16 protein-coding genes are annotated in these 21,211 nt (G+C 39.3%); 1 reads left to right on the top strand and 15 read right to left on the bottom strand.

All coding sequences use genetic code 11. The features are described from left to right. Positions 1 to 21: 21 nt before the first annotated feature. From RWP09_RS02130 to RWP09_RS02120, 3 genes are all read right to left on the bottom strand, one after another. A complete protein-coding gene (locus RWP09_RS02130) occupies positions 22 to 477 on the bottom strand; it encodes a hypothetical protein (protein WP_314433519.1) in 456 nt (151 codons plus the stop codon). A gap of 315 nt (positions 478 to 792) precedes the next feature. After that, positions 793 to 2,751: a peptide ABC transporter substrate-binding protein gene (locus RWP09_RS02125; protein WP_314433517.1), complete on the bottom strand. Its 1,959-nt coding sequence runs from the start codon at positions 2,749 to 2,751 to the stop codon at positions 793 to 795. A gap of 206 nt (positions 2,752 to 2,957) precedes the next feature. Continuing rightward, entirely contained in the window at positions 2,958 to 4,580 is a 1,623-nt protein-coding gene (locus RWP09_RS02120; RefSeq protein ID WP_314433515.1) for a polysaccharide biosynthesis protein, read from the bottom strand. A gap of 105 nt (positions 4,581 to 4,685) precedes the next feature. Here RWP09_RS02120 and RWP09_RS02115 point away from each other — a divergent pair, with 105 nt between their 5' ends. Next, entirely contained in the window at positions 4,686 to 6,131 is a 1,446-nt protein-coding gene (locus RWP09_RS02115) for a UDP-N-acetylmuramoyl-L-alanyl-D-glutamate--L-lysine ligase (protein WP_314433513.1), read from the top strand. Between the two features lie 45 nt (positions 6,132 to 6,176). On the opposite strand, the gene RWP09_RS02110 is transcribed toward RWP09_RS02115, so the two are convergent. The 12 genes from RWP09_RS02110 to RWP09_RS02055 all read right to left on the bottom strand — a co-directional run bounded on the left by RWP09_RS02110 (position 6,177) and on the right by RWP09_RS02055 (position 21,145). After that, on the bottom strand, positions 6,177 to 6,368 hold the full coding sequence (locus RWP09_RS02110; protein ID WP_000051184.1) for a CsbD family protein: 192 nt from the start codon (positions 6,366 to 6,368) through the stop codon (positions 6,177 to 6,179). Between the two features lie 101 nt (positions 6,369 to 6,469). Next, positions 6,470 to 7,120, bottom strand: coding sequence for a DUF1803 domain-containing protein (locus tag RWP09_RS02105; protein WP_314433510.1), 651 nt, complete (start codon positions 7,118 to 7,120; stop codon positions 6,470 to 6,472). Further along, a complete protein-coding gene (locus RWP09_RS02100) occupies positions 7,104 to 7,616 on the bottom strand; it encodes a YiiX/YebB-like N1pC/P60 family cysteine hydrolase (protein WP_314433508.1) in 513 nt (170 codons plus the stop codon). The genes RWP09_RS02105 and RWP09_RS02100 overlap by 17 nt, the downstream gene beginning before the upstream one ends. A gap of 86 nt (positions 7,617 to 7,702) precedes the next feature. Further along, a complete protein-coding gene (locus RWP09_RS02095) occupies positions 7,703 to 8,638 on the bottom strand; it encodes a manganese-dependent inorganic pyrophosphatase (protein WP_314433506.1) in 936 nt (311 codons plus the stop codon). Positions 8,639 to 8,720: 82 nt separating this feature from the next. Continuing rightward, positions 8,721 to 9,008 carry a GIY-YIG nuclease family protein gene (locus RWP09_RS02090; RefSeq protein ID WP_314433504.1) on the bottom strand — a complete coding sequence of 96 codons (288 nt, stop codon included), beginning with the start codon at positions 9,006 to 9,008 and terminating at the stop codon, positions 8,721 to 8,723. Further along, positions 8,998 to 9,747: a tRNA1(Val) (adenine(37)-N6)-methyltransferase gene (locus tag RWP09_RS02085; protein WP_049531804.1), complete on the bottom strand. Its 750-nt coding sequence runs from the start codon at positions 9,745 to 9,747 to the stop codon at positions 8,998 to 9,000. Before RWP09_RS02085 ends, RWP09_RS02090 begins: the two co-directional genes overlap by 11 nt. Positions 9,748 to 9,799: 52 nt before the next feature. Continuing rightward, positions 9,800 to 10,162, bottom strand: a complete 363-nt coding sequence (locus tag RWP09_RS02080; RefSeq protein ID WP_023943268.1) for a S1 RNA-binding domain-containing protein — start codon at positions 10,160 to 10,162, stop codon at positions 9,800 to 9,802. A 1-nt stretch (position 10,163) separates the two neighbouring features. Beyond that, positions 10,164 to 11,564 carry a bifunctional Cof-type HAD-IIB family hydrolase/peptidylprolyl isomerase gene (locus tag RWP09_RS02075; protein WP_314433499.1) on the bottom strand — a complete coding sequence of 467 codons (1,401 nt, stop codon included), beginning with the start codon at positions 11,562 to 11,564 and terminating at the stop codon, positions 10,164 to 10,166. Between the two features lie 244 nt (positions 11,565 to 11,808). Continuing rightward, positions 11,809 to 12,048, bottom strand: a complete 240-nt coding sequence (gene rpsR / locus RWP09_RS02070; RefSeq protein ID WP_000068664.1) for a 30S ribosomal protein S18 — start codon at positions 12,046 to 12,048, stop codon at positions 11,809 to 11,811. Between the two features lie 31 nt (positions 12,049 to 12,079). Continuing rightward, positions 12,080 to 12,550: a single-stranded DNA-binding protein SsbA gene (gene ssbA / locus RWP09_RS02065; RefSeq protein WP_000609606.1), complete on the bottom strand. Its 471-nt coding sequence runs from the start codon at positions 12,548 to 12,550 to the stop codon at positions 12,080 to 12,082. 11 nt (positions 12,551 to 12,561) lie between these two features. Then, positions 12,562 to 12,852, bottom strand: a complete 291-nt coding sequence (gene rpsF / locus RWP09_RS02060; protein WP_001151786.1) for a 30S ribosomal protein S6 — start codon at positions 12,850 to 12,852, stop codon at positions 12,562 to 12,564. A gap of 163 nt (positions 12,853 to 13,015) precedes the next feature. Beyond that, complete coding sequence (locus tag RWP09_RS02055; RefSeq protein ID WP_399553568.1) at positions 13,016 to 21,145, bottom strand: Ig-like domain-containing protein; 8,130 nt, start codon at positions 21,143 to 21,145, stop codon at positions 13,016 to 13,018. Between the last annotated feature and the right edge of the window lie 66 nt (positions 21,146 to 21,211).

The raw sequence follows: 21,211 nt of genomic DNA, 5'->3' as shown, positions 1-21,211 counted from the left end.
TGTGTAGATGATTGCTAGTGCTTACTTTGACCTAAAGAAATCCTGTTGAACCAAATAGTCATAATGGTCTTTGTTAAATTGATACTGGCCCACACGCTGACTAATCTGACCGACATCCACGGAAAAAATATAGACTTCATTTTGATAGTTCCAGTTCAGCCTAACTGTATTCAAGACTGTCTTATAAGTAAAATCTTGAACTTGATTCCAGGGCATCTCTATGACTTGATTAGAATGATTTTCAGTTATATCACTGATGTCCATCAAGTAGATACTCTTAGGTGTGAATGCCAGAATCTTAGGCTTCACGCTCGATTGAACATAGTAACTACCTCCTATAATGAAAAAATCAATAAAGGATTTCAACCATGTCTTTTTCTTGAAAGCCATCAGAAAATTTTTTTGCCCTTCAATATGATAAGTTGAAAGAAATGATGCAATCTGTTTTTCTGTTGCAAACTCCATAATAGCGCCCATGATCTTACCTCCATAACGATTAGTAAATAGGCAGATAAGAACTCTTCACATAAAAGAAGAACTTATCATTTGTTACATTTTATCTTACTTTTTCAGTAAATAACATCCCTCCTATAAAATCATCCTAGCATGTGTATACTTCAGTTAACACTGGAAGAGGATTTAAAAAATAGCTTCTCACGTTTTTGTTATATTCATTATATCATAAATCTAATAAACCAATTAAAAAATGTAAGCACTTTTCTTCCAACTTCGCTATCATTCTATAAAAAAACGACAGCTTCTTTCGAAACCATCGTTTTTCTTGAAAAATCCTTATTTGACATGTTTTGCCAATTCTTCTTGGGCTTTTTTATTGGATTCTTCTTTTTCTTTCAGCCATTTTTCTTTGGCTTTTTCATATTCGTCTTTTGTGACTGTCTTATCTTGTACTTTGAGGTATTTATATGATTCGATACCTTTATTACCAGCTAATGAATATGGTTCTGAGAAAGGAACTGTTTTTCTCAACACTGGTGTTCCACCCTTAGAAACATTTGGAATTGCTAAAGCACTATCTACCAACCAAGCTTGGATCTCAGCATATTTTTCATAGCGTTTCGCAAGATCTTGTTCCTTGTTAGCTTCTTCCAACATTTGAGTGTAGACATCTAGTCCAACAGCCTTGGCCTTGTCATTGGCTTCACCTGGCTCTAAACCTAGATTTTGCATCAGACCACCAGAATGAACATTAAAGACATCAAGATAGGTTGAAGGATCTTGGTAATCAGGACCCCAACCACCGTTGTACAAATCATAATCCTTCTGAGCTGCTGTCTGAGCCAAATAGCTTGTATTGTCATAGTCTTCAGTAGAAAGTTGTTGAATATCAATTACAACATTTTCTGCACCTAAAGCCGCCTCAATAGATTGCTTCATAGAGTTTGCCTCTTGGACACCCTTTTTAGCAGCTTGGTCAACTGTCATGTCCAGGTGGATAGGGAATTGAACTCCTTTGGCTTGGAGTTCTTTCTTAGCTTCAGCAAATTTGGCTTTAGCTTTTTCAGCATTGTAGTATGGATCCTGAGCATCCGCAAAGTTGATTCCTTGCCATTCCTTACCATAATTCACCATCTTAGAGGCTACTACTTCACCAAAGTCTTTTCCATTGATACTTACAAATGTTGGAGGAACGACGAGGTTACGCAAAATCTTAGTTGCACCCTCTTCTCCCTGAGATTGAGCCCCGTAGGCTGTACGGTCATAGGCAAAGTTAATGGCTTGACGGAAGTTTTTATTAAGAACCGCTTCCTGAGTCGATTTCTTCTCAGCATCACTTGTTTTTGAAGTGAATTTATAAGATTTTCTATCCAAGTTAAAGTTTAAGAAGTAAGAAGTGGCATCTTGCAAGCTATAGATGATATTGTCTTTATTCTTCTCTTTAATCCCTTCAAAACTTGAACTATTTGGATAAAGACGAGCATAGCTATAGGCACCCTCCACAAAGTTACGAGCCAGTGCATCTTGGTCACTACCATCATAATAGGCCAATTTCACATCATCTACAAAGACATTTTTAGCATCCCAGTAGTTAGGATTTTTCTTAAATTCAATAACAGATTTTGAAACAAAGGATTTCATCAAGAAAGGTCCATTGTACAAAATGCTAGATGGGTCTACCTTCCCAAAATCATCCCCTTTTGATTTCAAGAAATCCGCATTAACGGGGAAGAGAATGGTTGATGTCGTTTTTGAGTTCCAGTAAGATTCTGGTCGTGCCAAAGTATATTGAACTGTCTGGTCATCAAGAGCCTTGACACCGACAGTTGAAAAGTCTGTTGTTTTACCGTTAATGTAGTCATCCAAACCTGCTACGGATTCCTGCACTAAGTACAAGGCTTCTGATTTTTTATCAGCTGCATATTTCAAACCAGTGACAAAATCTTGGGCAGTAACAGGAGCATATTCATCTCCATCTGCAGTATACCATTTAGCATCTTTACGCAGTTTGTAGGTATAGGTCAAACCGTCTTGAGAAACACTCCAATCCTCTGCCAAAGATGGAACATAATTTCCATATTGGTCATTTTCCATGAGCCCATCTACCAGATTGGTCACGATATCATTGGTTGTTGCACGGTTTTCCGCTAGATAGTTCAAACTTGATGGGTCACTTACGTAAACATAGTTATATGTTTTTGACGCTGTGCTAGAATTTCCACACGCGCTTAATAAAATACCTGCACTTAATACGACACCTGCAAGTGTTGCATACTTAGCCTTAGACTTTTTCATCTCCAGAACCTCCTGATTTAAAGTTTTGTCTTATTATACAAACTAACTACTTTTTAGTCAAGTGTTTTTTGACATAAAATTCAATTACTTTCGTTATTTATTCTCTGTTTTAAATTTTATATCCAATTATAACAATAAAAAATGAATAAGAGAGTGTTTTGATTTTTAAAAAACTCAACTTATTCATTTTATTTATAAATTATTTTTTAAGAAATTCTTAATTTTGCTCGTAGGCGATTAGCTTGGGCTTGCCCAATCACCTTGTCCAATAGACGGGTACGAAGACTCATAACTCCATAAACTCCTCCACCCATGGCACCGACAAGGGCTACATATAGGAAACTCCACAAACGTCCACTTGGTTGGAAGACAAATCCTAAAATCCACTGGATGACACCGACACCGATGAACATAACAAGCGTTAACAAACTGATTAAAATGGTTCGCTTCACAATCACCTTGCGCTTAACACCAGTTACCTTACAAATATCCCGATACATCAAAACATTAGGAATGATGAGACCGATGGTTGTAGAAATCAAAGGTCCGTAACTGTGAAAGAGAGCGATGGTTGGCAGTTGCAAGACCAGCTTGGCAATGGAACCATAGATAAAATAGAGAACTGCCTTGCGGTTACGGAACATGGCCTGAAGCATTGGAGACAAGACCATGTACAAGCCTAAAATAGTAGACTGCAAAACTGCAAAGACATACAAGCCCATAGCCAAACTATCTGGCTTGCCATAGAAGACTGTATAAAGAGGTTCTCCTACCATAACCACTCCAACCGTTGCTGGCAGCAGGAATAAGAAAAGCATGGTGATGCTGTCCTGAACGAGACGAGAAGCCGCCTTCAAGTCCCCCTTGACATAGTTTTCAGTCAAAAGTGGCAAACCGACACTCCCAATCGAAACCCCAACAGAAATCAAAATCATAGTGATTTTATTAGGATTGGCTGAGAAATAAGAAAACATGACAACCAAGTCTTCATTACTATAGTTGGTAAACCAACTCATACTATTGATAAAGGTCATCTGGTCCAAAATCTGGAAAAGCTGGATAGCAGACCCTGTCAGGATAAAAGGAATGGCTTCCTTAATGGTGTCGACCAAAAGACGCTTGCTGTTTATCTTATCTCCTGTTTCAAGGACTCTTTTAAGTAATCCTTCTTTGGCAAGGAAATAGATCAAAACTGCAAAACTAGCTACCATGCCGACAAAGGCCGCAAAGGTGGATTGGGTAACCGCTGCTAGATAATCTCCTGAGCCCATTTTCATAATCATAAAGGTAGCTAAGAGCATCCAGATAACACGAATGACCTGCTCAGCGATTTGGCTCATGGCATAAGGTTTCAGGTTATTCATTCCTTGGAAGAAGCCTCGGATAACACTCATCGATGGGAAAATCAAGACCGCCCAAGCCAAGCTCTGCATGATTGGGATCAAGTCTTTTCCCACACCAGATAAGTCTGCTAACCAAGGAGCAAAGACATACAAGACTAAAGCAAAAACCAGACCTAGTCCAGTCATAAAGCCTAAAAAGCTCCGAATCAGGGCAAAGCTATGCTCTTCTTCTCGCATAGTATTATACTTGGCCACTTGCTTGGCCACCGCAACTGGAATACCCGCTGTTGAAACCAGCAAGAACCAGGCATAGATATTGTAGCCCATGGTAAAGAGACCATTTGCTGTAGCCGCATAAGACCCCATCCATATATACCAAGGGATGATATAAATGGCACCGAGTAGACGACTGATAAAGTTACTAGCCGTTAGCCAAGCAGTCCCCCGTAACATCTGAGCCTGCTGGTGATTGTTTTCGTTAGACATAGATTCCTCATTTTATTTTAATCACTAGGAAAAATTCCTCATCTTCCATTATAAACTTTTCCTTGTCACTTGTAAATTTACGACTTTCGGTTTAAAATAGAAAGTATGATAAAGATTGAAACCGTATTAGATATTTTAAAGAAAGATAATCTCTTCCGTGAGATTATCGACCAAGGACATTATCACTACAACTACAGCAAAGTTGTTTTTGATAGCATTAGTTACGACAGCCGAAAAGTAAAAGAAGACACTCTTTTTTTTGCAAAAGGTGCTGCCTTTAAGAAGGAATTTTTGATTTCTGCCGTCTCTCAAGGCCTCGGTTGGTATGTGGCTGAAAAGGACTACGAAGTCGGCATCCCTGTCATCATTGTGAACGATATAAAGAAAGCCATGAGTTTGATTGCCATGGAGTTCTATGGTAATCCACAAGAGAAACTCAAAATTCTCGCCTTCACAGGAACTAAGGGTAAGACAACAGCAGCTTACTTTGCTTACAACATCCTATCTCAACGCTACCCAACCGCCCTCTTGTCAACCATGAATACAACTCTAGATGGCAAGACTTTCTTTAAATCTTCATTCTCAACACCTGAAAATATCGACCTCTTTGACATGATGGCTCAAGCTGTTAATAATGGAAGAACCCATCTCGTAATGGAAGTCTCTAGTCAAGCCTATCTAGTCCATCGAGTCTATGGCCTGACCTTTGATGTAGGAGTCTTTCTTAACATCACTCCAGACCATATCGGCCCGATTGAACACCCTAGCTTTGAAGACTACTTCTACCACAAACGTCTCTTGATGGAAAATAGCCGAGCAGTCATCATTAACAGTGACATGGACCACTTTTCTGTCTTGAAAGAACAAGTGGCAGATCAAGACCATGATTTCTACGGTAGTCAGTCAAGTAACCAAATCGAGAATTCCAAAGCCTTTAGCTTTTCAGCTACAGGTAAACTCGCTGGTGATTATGATATCCAACTCATTGGCCACTTCAATCAAGAAAATGCAGTTGCTGCTGGACTTGCTTGCCTCCGTCTGGGAGCTAGTCTAGAGGACATCAAAAAAGGAATCGCTGTGACCCGCGTTCCTGGTCGTATGGAAGTCCTCACGCAGAAAAATGGCGCCAAGGTTTTTATCGACTATGCCCACAATGGGGACAGTCTCAAAAAACTCATCAATGTTGTAGAAACTCATCAAACTGGAAAAATTGCTTTGGTTCTCGGTTCAACAGGAAATAAAGGTGAAAGCCGTCGTAAGGACTTTGGACTTCTCCTTAACCAACATCCTGAGATTCAAGTCTTTCTAACTGCTGATGACCCCAACTATGAAGACCCAATGGCCATTGCGGATGAAATCAGTAGCTACATCAATCATCCTGTTGAAAAGATTCCAGATCGCCAAGAAGCCATCAAAGTAGCTATGGATATCACAAATCACGAATTAGATGCTGTCATTATTGCTGGTAAGGGAGCCGATTGCTACCAAATCGTACAAGGCAAGAAAGAAGCCTACCCAGGAGATGCAGCCGTCGCGGAAAATTATTTATAAGATAGTAAAAAATCAAGGGAAATGAATCCCTTGATTTTTTTATCTTTATTTAAAAGCGTTTTTCAAACCTTCAACGGCACCTTCTACAGCACCTTTAGCATCTTCAACTACTTCTTTTGCCTTAGCAACTGTCTTTTCTACAGCGCCTTCTGCTTCAGTCTTGCTATCCCCAGTAACTTTACCAAATCCTTCTTTGATAGCGCCTGTTGCTTGTTCCAATTTGTTTTCAAGTGACATATGATTGTCTCCTTTAATTTTATTCCGATATGTGTTACCGGTTACATATAGTTTATACCGAATACTAAGGAAAGTCAAACAATGTGCTCAGAAACAAGAAATCAGACCAAGTAGAAAGTTAATCTTTCCTTATCCAAATCGATAGCCAACTCATACTTTCCATCTTCATTTTGGACAATATAACCTAGGACAACTAAACTATCCACAAAGATATCACGGCGTTTCTGCATAAGCTGGTCTTTTTTGAGAAATTTGATCAAAAAAGTCGTCATATATTTGAGAGCATATTCAGGATTAACATCTCCCAAAATGTCATAGAGTTCCTGCTGTTTTTCTGTCAAAGGATACTGATGTTTGACCTTGTAGAAATAATTGGACAGGGTCATTTTTGATCTCGCAAAGTCCGTCTTTTCAACTAAAATAGCTGCATTGGTTTGATTGCGTAATTCTGTCTCAAACCTCTGCTCTAACAAGGCTTGATAGACTGGACTAGCTTCGCTGACAAAAATCTCTTGATCCAGTTCTAGACTATCAAGCGACTCAAGCATAGGAAGATTGAGGTAATAGCGCTTATTTTCACGTAAAATCAAGCCTGCCTTTATATACTCTTCCATGAGTTTATCAACTGCTACATCTGGAAATTGAGCCTTGATTTCCCTTAAAATAACATCCTCATGCTGGTCCAGATAGCGGATCAATTCTCTAAAAAATGGCTGTCTCGTCAAACGAGATGGATTAAAAATCTGAATCATGAAGATTCCTTTCTTTACATTCTAACAGAGGCGATGCTGCCAATTGACTGGGATTGGTCCCAGCTTGGTTCAAAGGTACAGGTAGGCCTAGTTCTCTATAATACTCTATCCAAAAATCACTAATCTCCTGCTCCCCATTCCCAAATTTCATAGGAATAGTTTCAAAAATCGGTAGAATTTCTGCTATATACTGGGAACAGTAGAAACCAGCGCCATCTGGATAGAAAGAAGCATTGTAGGGAGCTCCCAGATGTTTACAAGCTCTTTCCTTCACCGAATGGATATCCATTTCTGGGTAAACATAGAGGTCGTACAAGTGATTGGACTCAAAGAAGGCTGCCGGTTCTTGACAGACAACACCAGCCTGTCCACTAGCATGATAAATCATCCCATTCAAACAAATCGCAACATGGTTATAGTTGCCTGTGGAAGTCTGGATGGCCTGTCCTATATCTGACTCATCTCTCACAAAAATCAAATCGCCATTTTCTAACATGCTTCACTCCTAGAAAAAAAGGAGCCGAAACTCCTTTCGATATAATTCAAACTAGCCTTTCCTAATTTGAATTAACACTCAAAATCTTAAGCATTGAAGCTTTCAGTCAATTGAGGTACCACTTGTTTCTTACGTGAAACGGCACCAGCAAGGAAAGCATGGTTGTTTTCAAGTTTGAAGTTGAAAGCCGCTTCGACCTTGTCCATGTTAGCACCAAGTGCTAGGATTTCTGAGTTTGAGTTGACGATATCTGTAATCATCAAGACAAAGTCAGAGTAGCCGTTTGCTGCGTTGGCAGCTTGAATTGCAGCTTCAATTTCTGCTTGACGTTCCAAAACTTCAGCGATGTCAACTGTGTTTACTTGGGCAACACGGACATTATTTCCGTTCAATTCAAAAGTCTTAGCATCGATGTCAATCAATTCTTCAGCAGATTTGCTAGCCAAGTTTGTACCAGCTTTCAACATTGCTAGACCATATTCTTCCAAGTTTACACCAGCTAATTCAGCCAATTCAGGAGCAATGACTGTATCTGTTGGGTGTGTTGTTGGTGATTTCAAAAGAAGGGTATCTGAAATCAAACCTGAAAGCATCAAACCAGCAAGCTCTTTAGGCACAGCTACATCATGTTCTTTGAACATACGGTAAACAATTGAAGACGCTGAGCCAACTGGCTCCAAACGCATGTAGAGTGGGCTTGCAGTTTCAAAGTTAGCCACACGGTGGTGGTCTACAACACCATAAACTTCTACTTCAGCAATATCTGATACAGATTGTTGGAATTCATTGTGGTCAGTCAGGATAACTTGCTCTGCACCTTCTGCTTTGGCAGAAGTGATAACACGCGGTGCTTCCACACCAAAATAGTTCAAGACAAAGGCTGTTTCTTCATTTGTAGTTCCAAGGGCAACAGCTTCCGTATCCAAACCGTAAGCTTCTTTTGCAAGGTAGGCAAAGGCTACAGATGACCCAATGGCATCTGAGTCTGGATTTTGGTGACCAAATACTAGAATCTTAGACATGATAATACCTCATTTTGTTTATTCTCTTTATTGTAGCATTTTTTTCGCTTTTTGACAAAAGTAAGAGGAGTCAAAGGGCTCCTCACGATTCTTCAAAATAACTGAGTAAATTTCTATCTTGATTTTCAGATAAAAATTGCTCCTTCTGTGGCCTCTTCTTACGCTTGAGAAGGGCTTCAGCTGACATGGCTTCTTCCTTACTGGCAAAACCTTGAGCATAGATCAGTTTGACTGGCAAGCGTGCTCGTGTGTATTTGGCTCCCTTCCCACTATTATGGACAGTGAGGCGTCTCATCACATCAGTCGTATAGCCTGTATAGTAGGATCCGTCACGACACTCCAGCACGTACATATAAGCCTTATGATCCATAATAAATCTCTTCAAGTTCCGGTGTATAAGAACCATCATCATTGTGTACAATGAGAGGTGGCAAGACCTTGAAGCCACTTGTCGAGCCATCCTTGATAGCCTCAATCAGAAGCATATTGGCTTCCTTTTCTCGCTTTGGATAAACAAACTGCAGGCGCTTAGGGGCTAGATTATGCCGTTGCAAGCTATCCAAGATATCTAAAAGTCGATCAGGACGATGAACCATGGCCAAACGCCCATTAGACTTGAGAATACTCTGAGCACTACGACAGATTTCCTGCAAATTAGTCGTAATTTCATGGCGCGCCAAGAGGTAATGTTCGCTCTCATTCAGGTTGGAATGAGGATCCACCTTGAAATAGGGCGGATTACACAAAATCATATCCACCTTACTTCCCTGTATACGAGAAGGCATATTTTTCAAATCATCACAGATGACCTCCATCTGCTCTTCTAAACCATTCAAACGGACAGAGCGTTCAGCCATATCCGCCAAACGTTCCTGAATCTCAACAGCCAAAATCTGTGCCTGAGTACGAGTGCTAGCAAATAGTCCCACTGCTCCATTTCCAGCGCAGAAATCCACTATCAAGCCCTTTTTAGGAAAACGTGGAAAACGTGACAAGAGAACACTATCCACCGAATAGCTAAAAACCTCTCTATTTTGAATGATTTTGATATCTGTCGAAAAAAGCTGGTTAATACGCTCTCCGGATTTTAATAATTGTTCTTCTTCCATGGTCTTATTATAACAAATTTATATTAACATTACAAAGAATATAGATTTCTAACTAATTCTTCTGCTTCTTCAAATGTTGAAGGGCTTCCTTGGTCCAAATTGGCATCATTCGTTTGAGAGGTGCGAAGCCGTAGTTAAAACGATCGCTTGAAAAACGTCTCCGTCTCGGAAACTGGTGCTTTTCTTCCTCTAAAGTGCGGATAGAAAGACTGGCTTTCCCTGTAAATTCATCTAAATCCACTACCTGAACCTGAACCTCTTCATCGACTTTCAAGGCTTCATGAATATTTTCAATAAAGCCTGTCCGAATCTCTGAAATGTGAATCAACCCCGTATCACCCGTTTCTAGCTCAACAAAGGCTCCGTAGGGCTGAATCCCTGTAATACGGCCCTTTAGCTTATCACCGATTTTCATCTTAGTCCTCGATTTCAATTGTTTCAATCACGACATCTTCAACTGGCTTGTCCATAGCTCCTGTCTCAACAGAAGCAATGGCATCCAAGACAGCGTAAGAAACTTCATCAGCTAGCTGACCAAATACAGTGTGACGGCGGTCTAAGTGAGGAGTTCCACCTTGGTTGGCATAGATTTCCGCAATCGGTTCTGGCCAACCACCACGAGCAATTTCTTTCTTAGAATAAGGCAAATGTTGATTTTGGACTATAAAGAACTGGCTGCCGTTGGTATTTGGACCAGCATTGGCCATAGAAAGGGCACCACGGATATTGTAAAGTTCTTCTGAGAATTCATCTTCGAATGATTCGCCGTAGATTGACTCGCCACCCATACCAGTTCCAGTTGGGTCTCCACCTTGAATCATAAAGTCCTTGATAATACGGTGGAAAATGACACCATCATAGTAACCATCTTTTGAAAGAGCTACAAAGTTAGCTACTGTTTTAGGAGCATGTTCAGGGAAAAGCTTGATACGCAAGTCTCCGTGATTGGTCTTAATAGTCGCGATAGGACCTTCTACTGTTTCAATATCTACTTGTGGGAAATGCAATTCTTTTTCTACCATACCAAATCCTTCTAAGGCATCAAAAATGCCATCTTCTTCTAATGTTTTTGTAATGTAATCTGCTTTTTCTTTGATGTTATCATGAGAAATTCCCATTGCAACGCTGATTCCAGCATAATCAAAGAGTTCCAAGTCATTCAGCCCATCTCCAAAAACCATGACGTTCTCTGGTTTCAATCCTAGGTGTTCCACAACCTTTTCCACACCAGTCTCTTTGGAGCCTGAAATCGGCACAATATCAGACGAATGTTGATGCCAACGAACCATGCGAAGTTTGTCTGAGAGACTGTCAGGCAAGTGCAAGTCATCTCCCTTATCTTCAAAAGTCCACATCTGATAGATGTCTTCTTTCTCGTGGAAATCGGGATCCACATCCAAATCAGGGTAAATTGGATTAATCGCTTCACTAATCATATCGGTGCGAGTCGACAATTTGGCATCATGACTCCCAACCAAACCATACTCAATTCCCTCTTGCTTGGCCCAAGAGATATACTCCTCAACATCTGACTTCTCAATCTGATGTTGATAAATAACCTGACCTTTTTTATCTTCGATGTAGGCCCCATTTAAGGTTACAAAAAAGTCAGGTTTGAGCTCACGAATCTCCGGAACGACACCAAAAATCCCTCGCCCAGAAGCAATACCTGTCAAAATTCCTTTCTCACGTAATTGCTTAAAAACAGTTGGGATTGAAGCTGGAATAAAACCAGTCTTAGAATTTCGCAATGTATCATCAATATCAAAAAAGACAATCTTGATTTTCTTTGCCTTATATCTTAATTTCGCATCCATCTCACTACCTCTTTCAATCTAACTCTTTCCATTATACCATAAAGTAGCTAAATCCCCTATTTTCAAAAAGTTTCCAGTTTTATTGTAAGTCCTTGGATAAGAAGAAAATAATTGTTTATGAAAAAGTCCAGCCAAATTCAACTCGACTTCTCATTCCAGAACTCGTGAAAAAAGACCCAACCGAGTCTCAATTCGCTTTCTTATTTCCGAGCTCATGAAAAAGAGGTCCACTGGACCCCTTTTTTTAATCTTCGTTTACGAAAGGCATCAAAGCCATTACGCGAGCGCGTTTGATAGCTGTTGTTACTTTACGTTGGTTTTTAGCTGAAGTTCCTGTTACACGACGAGGAAGGATTTTCCCACGTTCTGAAACGAAACGGCTAAGAAGCTCAGTATCTTTGTAATCAACATATTCAATTTTGTTTGCTGCGATGTAATCAACTTTTTTACGGCGTTTGAATCCGCCACGACGTTGTTGAGCCATGTTTTTTCTCCTTTATAATTTTAGTTGTCCATTAGAATGGTAAATCATCATCTGAAATATCCAATGGATTTGTTGCTCCAAATGGATTTTCATCACGTGAAAAGTCTGGTACTGAATTTGTAGGCGCTGAATAGTTTGCAGTTGGTGCAGAATAAGCTCCACCTGTGTGACCTTCACGCACACTACGGCTTTCCAACATTTGGAAATTCTCAGCCACGACCTCTGTCACGTAGACACGTTGTCCTTGCTGGTTATCGTAACTACGAGTCTGGATACGACCTGTCACCCCGATAAGTGAGCCTTTTTTAGCCCAGTTAGCAAGGTTTTCAGCCTGCTGGCGCCACATAACGACATTGATAAAATCAGCCTCACGTTCGCCATTTTGACTCTTAAATGTACGGTTTACTGCAAGAGTAAAAGTCGCAACTGCTACATTTGATGGGGTATAACGCAACTCAGCGTCACGTGTCATACGCCCTACAAGTACAACATTGTTAATCATAGTTTACCTTCTTACGCGTCAGTTTTGACGATCATGTGACGAAGAATGTCAGCGTTGATTTTTGAAAGACGGTCAAACTCTTTAAGAGCTGCATCGTCGTTTGCTTCAACGTTAACGATGTGGTAAAGTCCTTCACGGAAATCTTGGATTTCGTATGCAAGACGACGTTTTTCCCAAGTTTTTGATTCAACAACAGTTGCACCGTTGTCAGTCAAAATAGAGTCAAAACGTGCTACCAAAGCGTTTTTAGCTTCTTCTTCAATGTTTGGACGAATAATATAAAGAATTTCGTATTTAGCCATTGATATGTTCCTCCTTTTGGTCTAATGACCCCAAGACTTTGCAAGGGGTAAGTGAGGTTCGCTCACAATAAACTATTATACTAAAAAACATTTTTTTACGCAAGTAAAAAGACTAAAATAAAAAAAGAAGATGACGAATCATCTTCTCAAAAACTATGAGTTTTTAGTCTTCTTTTTTCTTGCGAGCAAGAAGTCCAAATCCACTTAGGGCTCCAAGAAGTCCAAGCGCTGCGAGGCTAGCGTTAGCTTCTGTACCAGTATTTGGCAATTCGCGTTTACCTTCAGCTTCTTTCACTGCTGTTGGTTGTACTGGTTGCTCTTGTGTTGTTTCTTGAACCTTACGATAAACATGACGAACATTTCCGTTTGCATCTTTTTCTGTTCTTACTAATTCATATCCTGGGATATCTTTAGCTGGAACTTCACCATTTTCATTTGGAAGAATTGGATTACCATTTTCGTCCACAAATGTTGTGATGATTGATGTTTCTGGTGTTGGTGTTGTCACTTTACGGTAAATATTATGGACATTGCCATTCGCATCTGTTTCAGTACGAACGATTTCATATCCTTTTAATTCTTTACCTGGATGTGAACCATTTTCATCTGGGATGATTAATTCTCCGTTTTCATCTACATAAGTTGTGATGACTTTGTATTCAAATGGAGCAGGTGTTGGTGTTGGCGTTACAACCTTTTCATATACGTGTTCGATATCTCCGTTTGGAAGTTTCTTAGTCTCTACGAATTTATAGCCTGGAATGTCTTTCTTAGGCTGTTCGCCTTCTTCTGTTGGATTGCCTGGAATCTCGTTTCCTTCTTTATCCTTGAATGAAGTCGTTACCTTTTCATATACGTGTTCGATGTCACCATTTGGAAGTTTCTTAGTCTCTACGAATTTATAGCCTGGAATGTCTTTCTTCTCAACAATACCTTTTTCAGAAGGTTTATTTGGAAGTTCCTTACCATCTTTATCTTTAAAGAATGTAGTTACTTTTTCGTAGATATGTTCTGTATCTCCATTTGGAAGTTCCTTAGTCTCTACAAATCTGTAGTTCGGAATATTATCTTTCTTCGGTTTTTTTCCTTCTTCTGTTGGATAATTTGGAATTTCGTTTCCTTCTTTATCCTTGAAGAAGGTTACAACTTGTTTATAGATATGTCTAGTGTTTCCGTGTTCGTCTGTTACTGTTTCTACATAACGATACTCAGGAATATCTTTCTTCGGTGTTGTTCCATCTTCGCTTGGATATCCTTTAATTGGATTTCCATTTTCATCTACAAACTCAGTATCTGGACGAACTGTTGGTGTGTAAGTAGCAGAAATAGTTTTACCTAATTTATCTTTTCTAACGACAGTAATTCCATCTGCAGTACCTGTAAATTCTGGTTCTGGCGTAAATGTAACTTTGCCAGTCGCATCGATTGTATACGTTCCTTCTCCTTCTACAGTTCTTGTAGTTGTTCCATCATCAAATGTTGGCGGTACATCTAAGTCAACATCTCCTGTGAATTCTGGAGTGTTAGATTGTGGAGTATTCTTAGCACCTTCTGATGTTTTGTCTACAGTCTTCGTTACTGGAATAACTGTTGGTGTGTACTTAGCTGTTACAGGTGTTCCGTTTTTATCTTGACGTTGAACTGTTACACCTGTTGCTGTTCCTAAGAATTCTGGGTTTGGAGTAAATGTTACTTCACCACTATTAGGATCAATTGTATATATTCCTTCTCCATCAACTGTTACTGAATCAACTGGATCTCCTGTCTTAGGATCAACTAATTTTGCAGGTACATTCGTATCGATTTCAACAGTTACTTTTTTACCTTTGATTTCCGCTGAACCACCTTCGAACTCTGGAGTTCCTGTTTGAACTTGACCTTTAGGTCCAGTAGATGTTTTATCTTCTCCAGTTGGAGTTACTGGTACTACTGTTGGAGTATACTTAGCAGCTACAGGCGTTCCATTTTTGTCAACACGTTGTACTTCTACTCCCTCACCTTTACCTGTAAATTGTGGTTCTGGTGTGAACACTACCATACCGTTTTCCACAGTATATGTTCCTTCTCCTGGGATTACTACTGGTTCATCAGTTGTCTTCCCTGTTTCTGGATCGATTAATTGAGGTGCTTTTGTTTCGTCAATCTCAACAGTTTTTGGTACACCATTAACCGTTACTGTTCCACCTTTGAATTCTGGTAATCCTGTTTGTTTCGCACCTTGAATGTCTTTAGTTTTAGCTGGTTTTGCTGTTGGTGTTACCCCTTTAACTTCAGGAGTGTATCTTGCTTCTACTGGTGTGCCATTCGCATCTTTTACTTGAACAGTTACTCCTGTTGCAACTCCTGTAAACTCAGGTTTTGGCGTAAATGTTACTTCACCTGTAGTTGGGTTAACAGTATACGTTCCTTCTCCTTCTACTGTTACAGAGTCTACTGGGTTACCTGTTTCTGGATCAACTAATTTCGCTGGTTGCGCATCAGTCATTGTAATTGGAACTTCAGTATTTCCTGGTTTGAATACTGGTGTTCCTTTTTGTTCAGCACCTTGGATATCTTCAGATTTAACATCTTCTCCTGTTGGTTTTACTGGAGTCACTGTCGGTGTGTACTTAGCTTTAGCAGGTGTACCATTTTCATCTAAGCGTTGAACTTCAATACCTGTTGCTTTTCCAGTGAATTGTGGTTCTGGTTGGAATTTAATACTTCCATTTGATTCGATTGTATACGTTCCTTCACCTTCTACTGTTACAGAGTCTACTGGGTTACCAGAAACTGGATCGATTAATTTCGTTGAAGTTTCAACAATCGGTACTCTTGAATCTCCTGCTGTAAATGTTGGCGTTCCAAATTGAGCTTTTCCTTGTAGATCCGTTGTCTTAGCTGGTGTTGCCGTTGGTTTAATTGGCGTGATATTTGGAGTATACGTAGTTTTTACTGTTGTTCCATTTTTATCTGCCGCTTGAATCGTTACTGGTTTAACAGCTCCTACATATGTTTTATCCGTTGGTGTAAATACCGCCGTTGCTTTTCCATCTACCACTTTTAGTGTGTAAGTACCAACAACATCTCCTGCTGGATTTTTAGCTGGTACTGAGGTTGCCGGTTGTCCATCTTCACCTAATAGTTTGAATGAAGCAGGATCAATTGCTACTGATTTTTCTGTTCCATTTACATCCGCCTTCCCTGGTGCAAATGTTACTTCTTTTGATTGTTCTACACCTTGTACATCAGTTGATTCAGCTGGTTTAGCCGTTGGTTTAACCCCTACGATTACTGGAGTATATTCAGCATCAACTGGTGTTCCATTCGTATCTTGACGTTGAACCGTTGCTGGTTTAACTGGTCCTACATAACTTTTATCCGTTGGAGTGAATGTAATTACTCCTGTAGTTGGATCGATTGTATATGTTCCAATTTCTTTTCCTTCAGGAGTTTTTGCAGGAATTGTTGTTTCATCTGTTGGTTGTCCAGTTGTTGGATTGATAAATTTCGGTGGTACATTTTTATCAATTGGCGTATCTTCATGTCCAGGTTTGAAGTATGGTTTACCGTTTTGAGTTTCACCTTGAACTCCTGTTGTAACATTATCAAATCCTTCTGGTACTACCGGTATAACAATTGGTGTGTATTTCGCTGTAGCTGGAGTTCCATTTGTATCCACACGTTTTACAGTTACACCTTTAGCTGTTCCAGTAAATTGGTTTTCAGGTACAAATGTTACCGTTCCATCAGCTGCTACGGTGTAGACTCCTTCTCCTGGAACTTCTTTTCTAGTTGTTCCATCTTCAAATGTTGCAGGTACTTTATTATCGATTGGGAATTCAGGATCTCCCTCAGTAAATGTTACCGTTCCTGTTTGTGGTTTACCTTGGTATCCAGTTGTTGTTTTATCTTGACCTTCTGGTTCTACTGGAGTAACCGTTGGAGTATAAGTTGTTTCAACTTTTGTTCCATTTTTATCTGCCGCTACTACTTTCGCTGGTTCTGGTGTTCCAGTGAAGTCTTTATTCGGTTGGAATGTAATCACTCCTGTAGTTGGGTCGATTGTGTAAGTACCAACTGTTTTTCCATCTTTTGTAGCTGGAAGAGTCGTTACTTCTGCACCTGTTGGATCTACTAATTTAATCGTAGATTTTTCGATAGGAGCAGTAGTATCTCCTTCTTTAAACATTGTAGTCGTATCTTGAGTTTGAGGTTGTCCTTGTTTTCCACTTGTTTTCTTAGGTTCTGCAGTTGGTTCTACTGCTTCAACTTCTGGTGTGTAATCTCCACTAGATGTAACTTCAACTTTGTTTCCTTCTGAATCAGTTGCTGTTACAGATACTTTTACTTCTACGCCTTTCGCTTGTCCTTTGAAGCTTGGTTCTGGTGTAAATGTTACTGCACCTGTTGCTGGGTCAATAGCGTATGTTCCTTCTCCTTCAACTACAACCTTACCTTCTTCATTAGCACCTTCTAATGAGTACTTAGCTGTTGTCCAGTCTACGTTTGTATTATCTGGAGTATTAGCTGTTGTATTTAATGCTGAGAATCTTTGACTTCCTGGAATTGAAGTTTGAACTTGACCTTGTTTTCCAGTTGTTTCATCATCTTTTGGTTTAACACCATATACTGTTGGTGTATAAGTCGTTGTAGATTCTACTACTACTGGTTGCCCGTCATCCCCTGTGATTGTTACGTTAGCTGCCACTGTTAATGGTTTAGCATTACCGATAAATCCTGGTGCAGGTGTAAATGATACTGCTCCTGTAGTTCCATCAATCACATACGTACCTTCTTCAGTTGTTACAGAATCTGTTTTCTTACCTGATACTGGATCAACTAGTTTGTAGTCAGATACTTCTGCATTATTTGGTAATCCAGTCTTGAATCCTGTTTCCATTGAATCGGTTTGTTCTTGTCCTTCTGCACCTGCTGATTTTTCTGGTTTAGATACTACAATGTAGTATGTTGTTTCTGCAACTGCATCTTCTGTTACTGCTCCATCATCTGTTTTTCCTACTGTTGGAGTCGTTACAACACCATTTGAATCAACCGCTCTTACAGTTACTTTATAAGATCCGTATTGACCTAATGTATAGGCTACAACTTCTGGATTTGATAAGTTTTCAGTCGCTTTTGTTTTCAATGCTGTACGTGCTGCTTCTACTGCTTTTTCTGCTTCTAAAGCTTCTTGACGACTTGAAGTAACTTTCGCTGTTAATTCAGGAAGTTTTCCTTGAGCTTCTTTTAATTTCTCATCTAAGTTAGCTTTGAAGTCTTGTGCATCTTTAAGTTTCTTCTCAGCTAAGTTCTTAGCTGTGACAGAAATTGTACGAAGTTTTAAGTTCGCTAATGCTGCTTCTGCGTCTGCAATCATTTGTACTTGACGGTCTACTTGTTCTTGAATACGAGCTAGTTCATTATAAGCCGCTTGAGCCTCTTCAATTGCCGTTGCTGCTGCTTGTGTTTTTTGTGCAGCTGTACGTTGTGCTTGAATATAAGCTTTTTCTTCCGCATCTGCTAAGTTAAATTCTTTCTTCGTTCCATCTGGAGCTGTTACTGTTAATTTAGTTTTGATAGTTTCTGACTCAGCATCATCTGATTTGTCATCAATCACATCTTCAAATCCTACATTAGCTTTAGGAGATTTTAGTAAATCTACAGAGTTATCTTTTGTTTCAGCGTAACTTGTAGATGAGGCAGTCGGTTTATCATTTTGGATAGATGCTACATCATTTCCAATTGCTTCACGATAAGATACATACCCTTTGAATCCTGAAGTTGTTTCAATTGACCATCCTGCATTAGATTCTTTTGCTGTTACTGTTGAACCATCTGAAGCTGTCCATTGTTTTGTTGCTGAATCATACTTCACTGTAACAATAAGGCCTTGTTTATCAGCTGTTTGTTCTCTTGGTACAGCTGTAACTGTACGAGTTACGTCTCCTACTGCTGTTACTACACCATTTTTACGGATTTCTGCTACTTTATCAATTAAATCAGCTGCTGAAGAAGTTGCATTCCATGTACGTGTGAATTCATAAACGATAAAATCAACATCTCCATTTTCTTTTGCATCTGTATATACACGACGTTCTGTTAAAGTTGATGTTCCGTCTCCATTATCTTTTAACACATACGCATCTTCATTAGCAAGAGTATATTTACCTGTTGCACGGTTAAATGTCGCTGTATAAGATTTTCCAGCTGCATCTTTTACTGTTGCAATTTCACGTTGAATATCTGCACGAACTTTATCTGTAGAGGCTTTTGCTTCAATACTATTAATTCCAACATATTGTGTTGAATCTGAAGTTACAGGTAGTTCAAATTTAGTTGACGCTGTTGCTGAAGCATCTGCTAATTGATCACCTTCTTTTACAGCTGTATTCGTAGTCCCTGCGCCTACAGTCCATTTCCCATCTTTGATAACTAAGTTTGTTACAGTTCCATCAGGCATCGTAATTTCTGCTTTATTTGCTCCGTTTGATACTGTTACAGGAACTTTAGTTGCATAAGCTTCTACGTTAGATACTGTAATTTTTGGTGCTACTGCAATTGTAATATTTTCGTGAGCCTCTTGCCCGTCCATATTCCAGTCAATATTCTTAGCGTTTGTAGAATTATTGTAGTCTTTTGCTAATGCAGCTACAGTATAGATTCCAGCTTCTGAAGCTGTTCCATGAATTTTCCCTGTTGTTGGATTATAATTTAATCCCGGAATAACATCTGTAATTGATGTGTCCTTACCTGTGTAAACACCATTTAATGCAGTGTGCGCATTAACTGTTTGAGGTGAACTCATTGTTCTTACTTTTGTTCCATCAATAGCTGTGAATGTTGCTGCTTTTGATGTAGATGGGGCCGTTTTAGAACCTGCTATTACTTTAGAACCATCATTTGCATAAGCATATCCCGCACGTTCATCTTTATTCATTCCCTCATTATCTACATATTTAATGTCGTGGTCTACTTCATCTCCGATTGTAACCATTTTAGATGTTCCTAAAATAGATGGAGCTGATGAGTCTTGCCATCCGATCCAACCAGCCGTTAAGTCACGGAATGTCACTTGTTGAGATTGTCCGTCTTTTTCAACTGTTAAGATATAACGCATATCATAAACACCATTTTGAAGGTTAGATGCTACATATCCTTCTACTGTGTCCGTTGTTTCATTATATCCAGCACCTGGAATCAAGTTACTAAGGTCAATCTTTTTAATTGAATACCCTGCTGCTTCTGCTTCTGGTGATAAACTGAAACGTTTTTTCACATCTGTAAGGTATACATAGTGAGTTCCTTGTTCGTAAGTATAACCATAAATTTCAGTTGCAAGGTACTCGTACGGTCCACCTGCTCCCCAAGTATTGTTGTTATTATTTCTGCCACTAGCACGAACTTTTCCTCTCCATAATAGAGCTTCGTCTGCAATTTTTTTAGCTTCAGTTTTTGATAAAGGAATATCCGTACGACCACCTATATCTGGTCTACCACTGTTAGCTGCTCCAACTTCTGTATTTTCAGATTGGTATCCATGAACATATACTTTATAGTTACTATTACCGTCTAATGTTTTGTATGATTTACCAGTAGCTGTAATAAATTCACCATTTTCTTTTCTTAATTCTGTTGAATTGCTAGTATATCCTTCATCAGCCGATAACGCTACACTATAGTTACCGTCACGACCAATTCCAGCTTTTTTAAGCTCACTGTAGACTGCAAGAATCGATTCATTTAAACGTTCTAATTGAGCATCTACTTGTTCCTTTGTAACGCTCTTGTCAGCTAAAAGTACTTTTGATTCGTTAAGTACCGCTTGGTTTTTAGCAACCGCTGCTTCAACTGCTACTCGAGCTTCTTCCGTTACTTCCTTCTTACGAAGTTCTGTAGCAGCAAGGGTATTGGTTACATCAGCTTCTGAAGAAACTTGTGTCAAGATAGTTGTTGCAACAGAAACAGCTTTTTCTGTTGGCGTGATGCTTTTTTCTGCTTCTTCTTTTGCTGCCTTATCTTTATCAGCCTCTTTTGTTTCTAATCCTAGCTTGTTTGATTCTATTACAACTGTTTTTAATGAAGAAAGAATATCTTTTTGAATATTTACCTCTTCTTGCTTGGCAGTTTCATTTACTAAAACAGATTTGGCAGTGGCTAAAGCTTCACGAGCTTTGGCTACAACTGAGGCATCCGCAAACTTAGCATTTGATAATGCAGTCTCTAAATTTGAAATACTTGTTTCAAGAAGTGACTTATTTACTTTAACTTCTTCTTTCTTAGATGTTTCAGCTGTCTTTTCTGTCAACTGGATAGTACTTGCTCCTAATTCTAGAGTTACAACCTCCTTTTATAAAATTATTTTTTTCTATTATACCTA

This window comes from uncultured Streptococcus sp., from assembly GCF_963521255.1.
GTDB lineage: Bacteria > Bacillota > Bacilli > Lactobacillales > Streptococcaceae > Streptococcus.
This window is presented reverse-complemented; position numbering and strand designations above follow the sequence as displayed.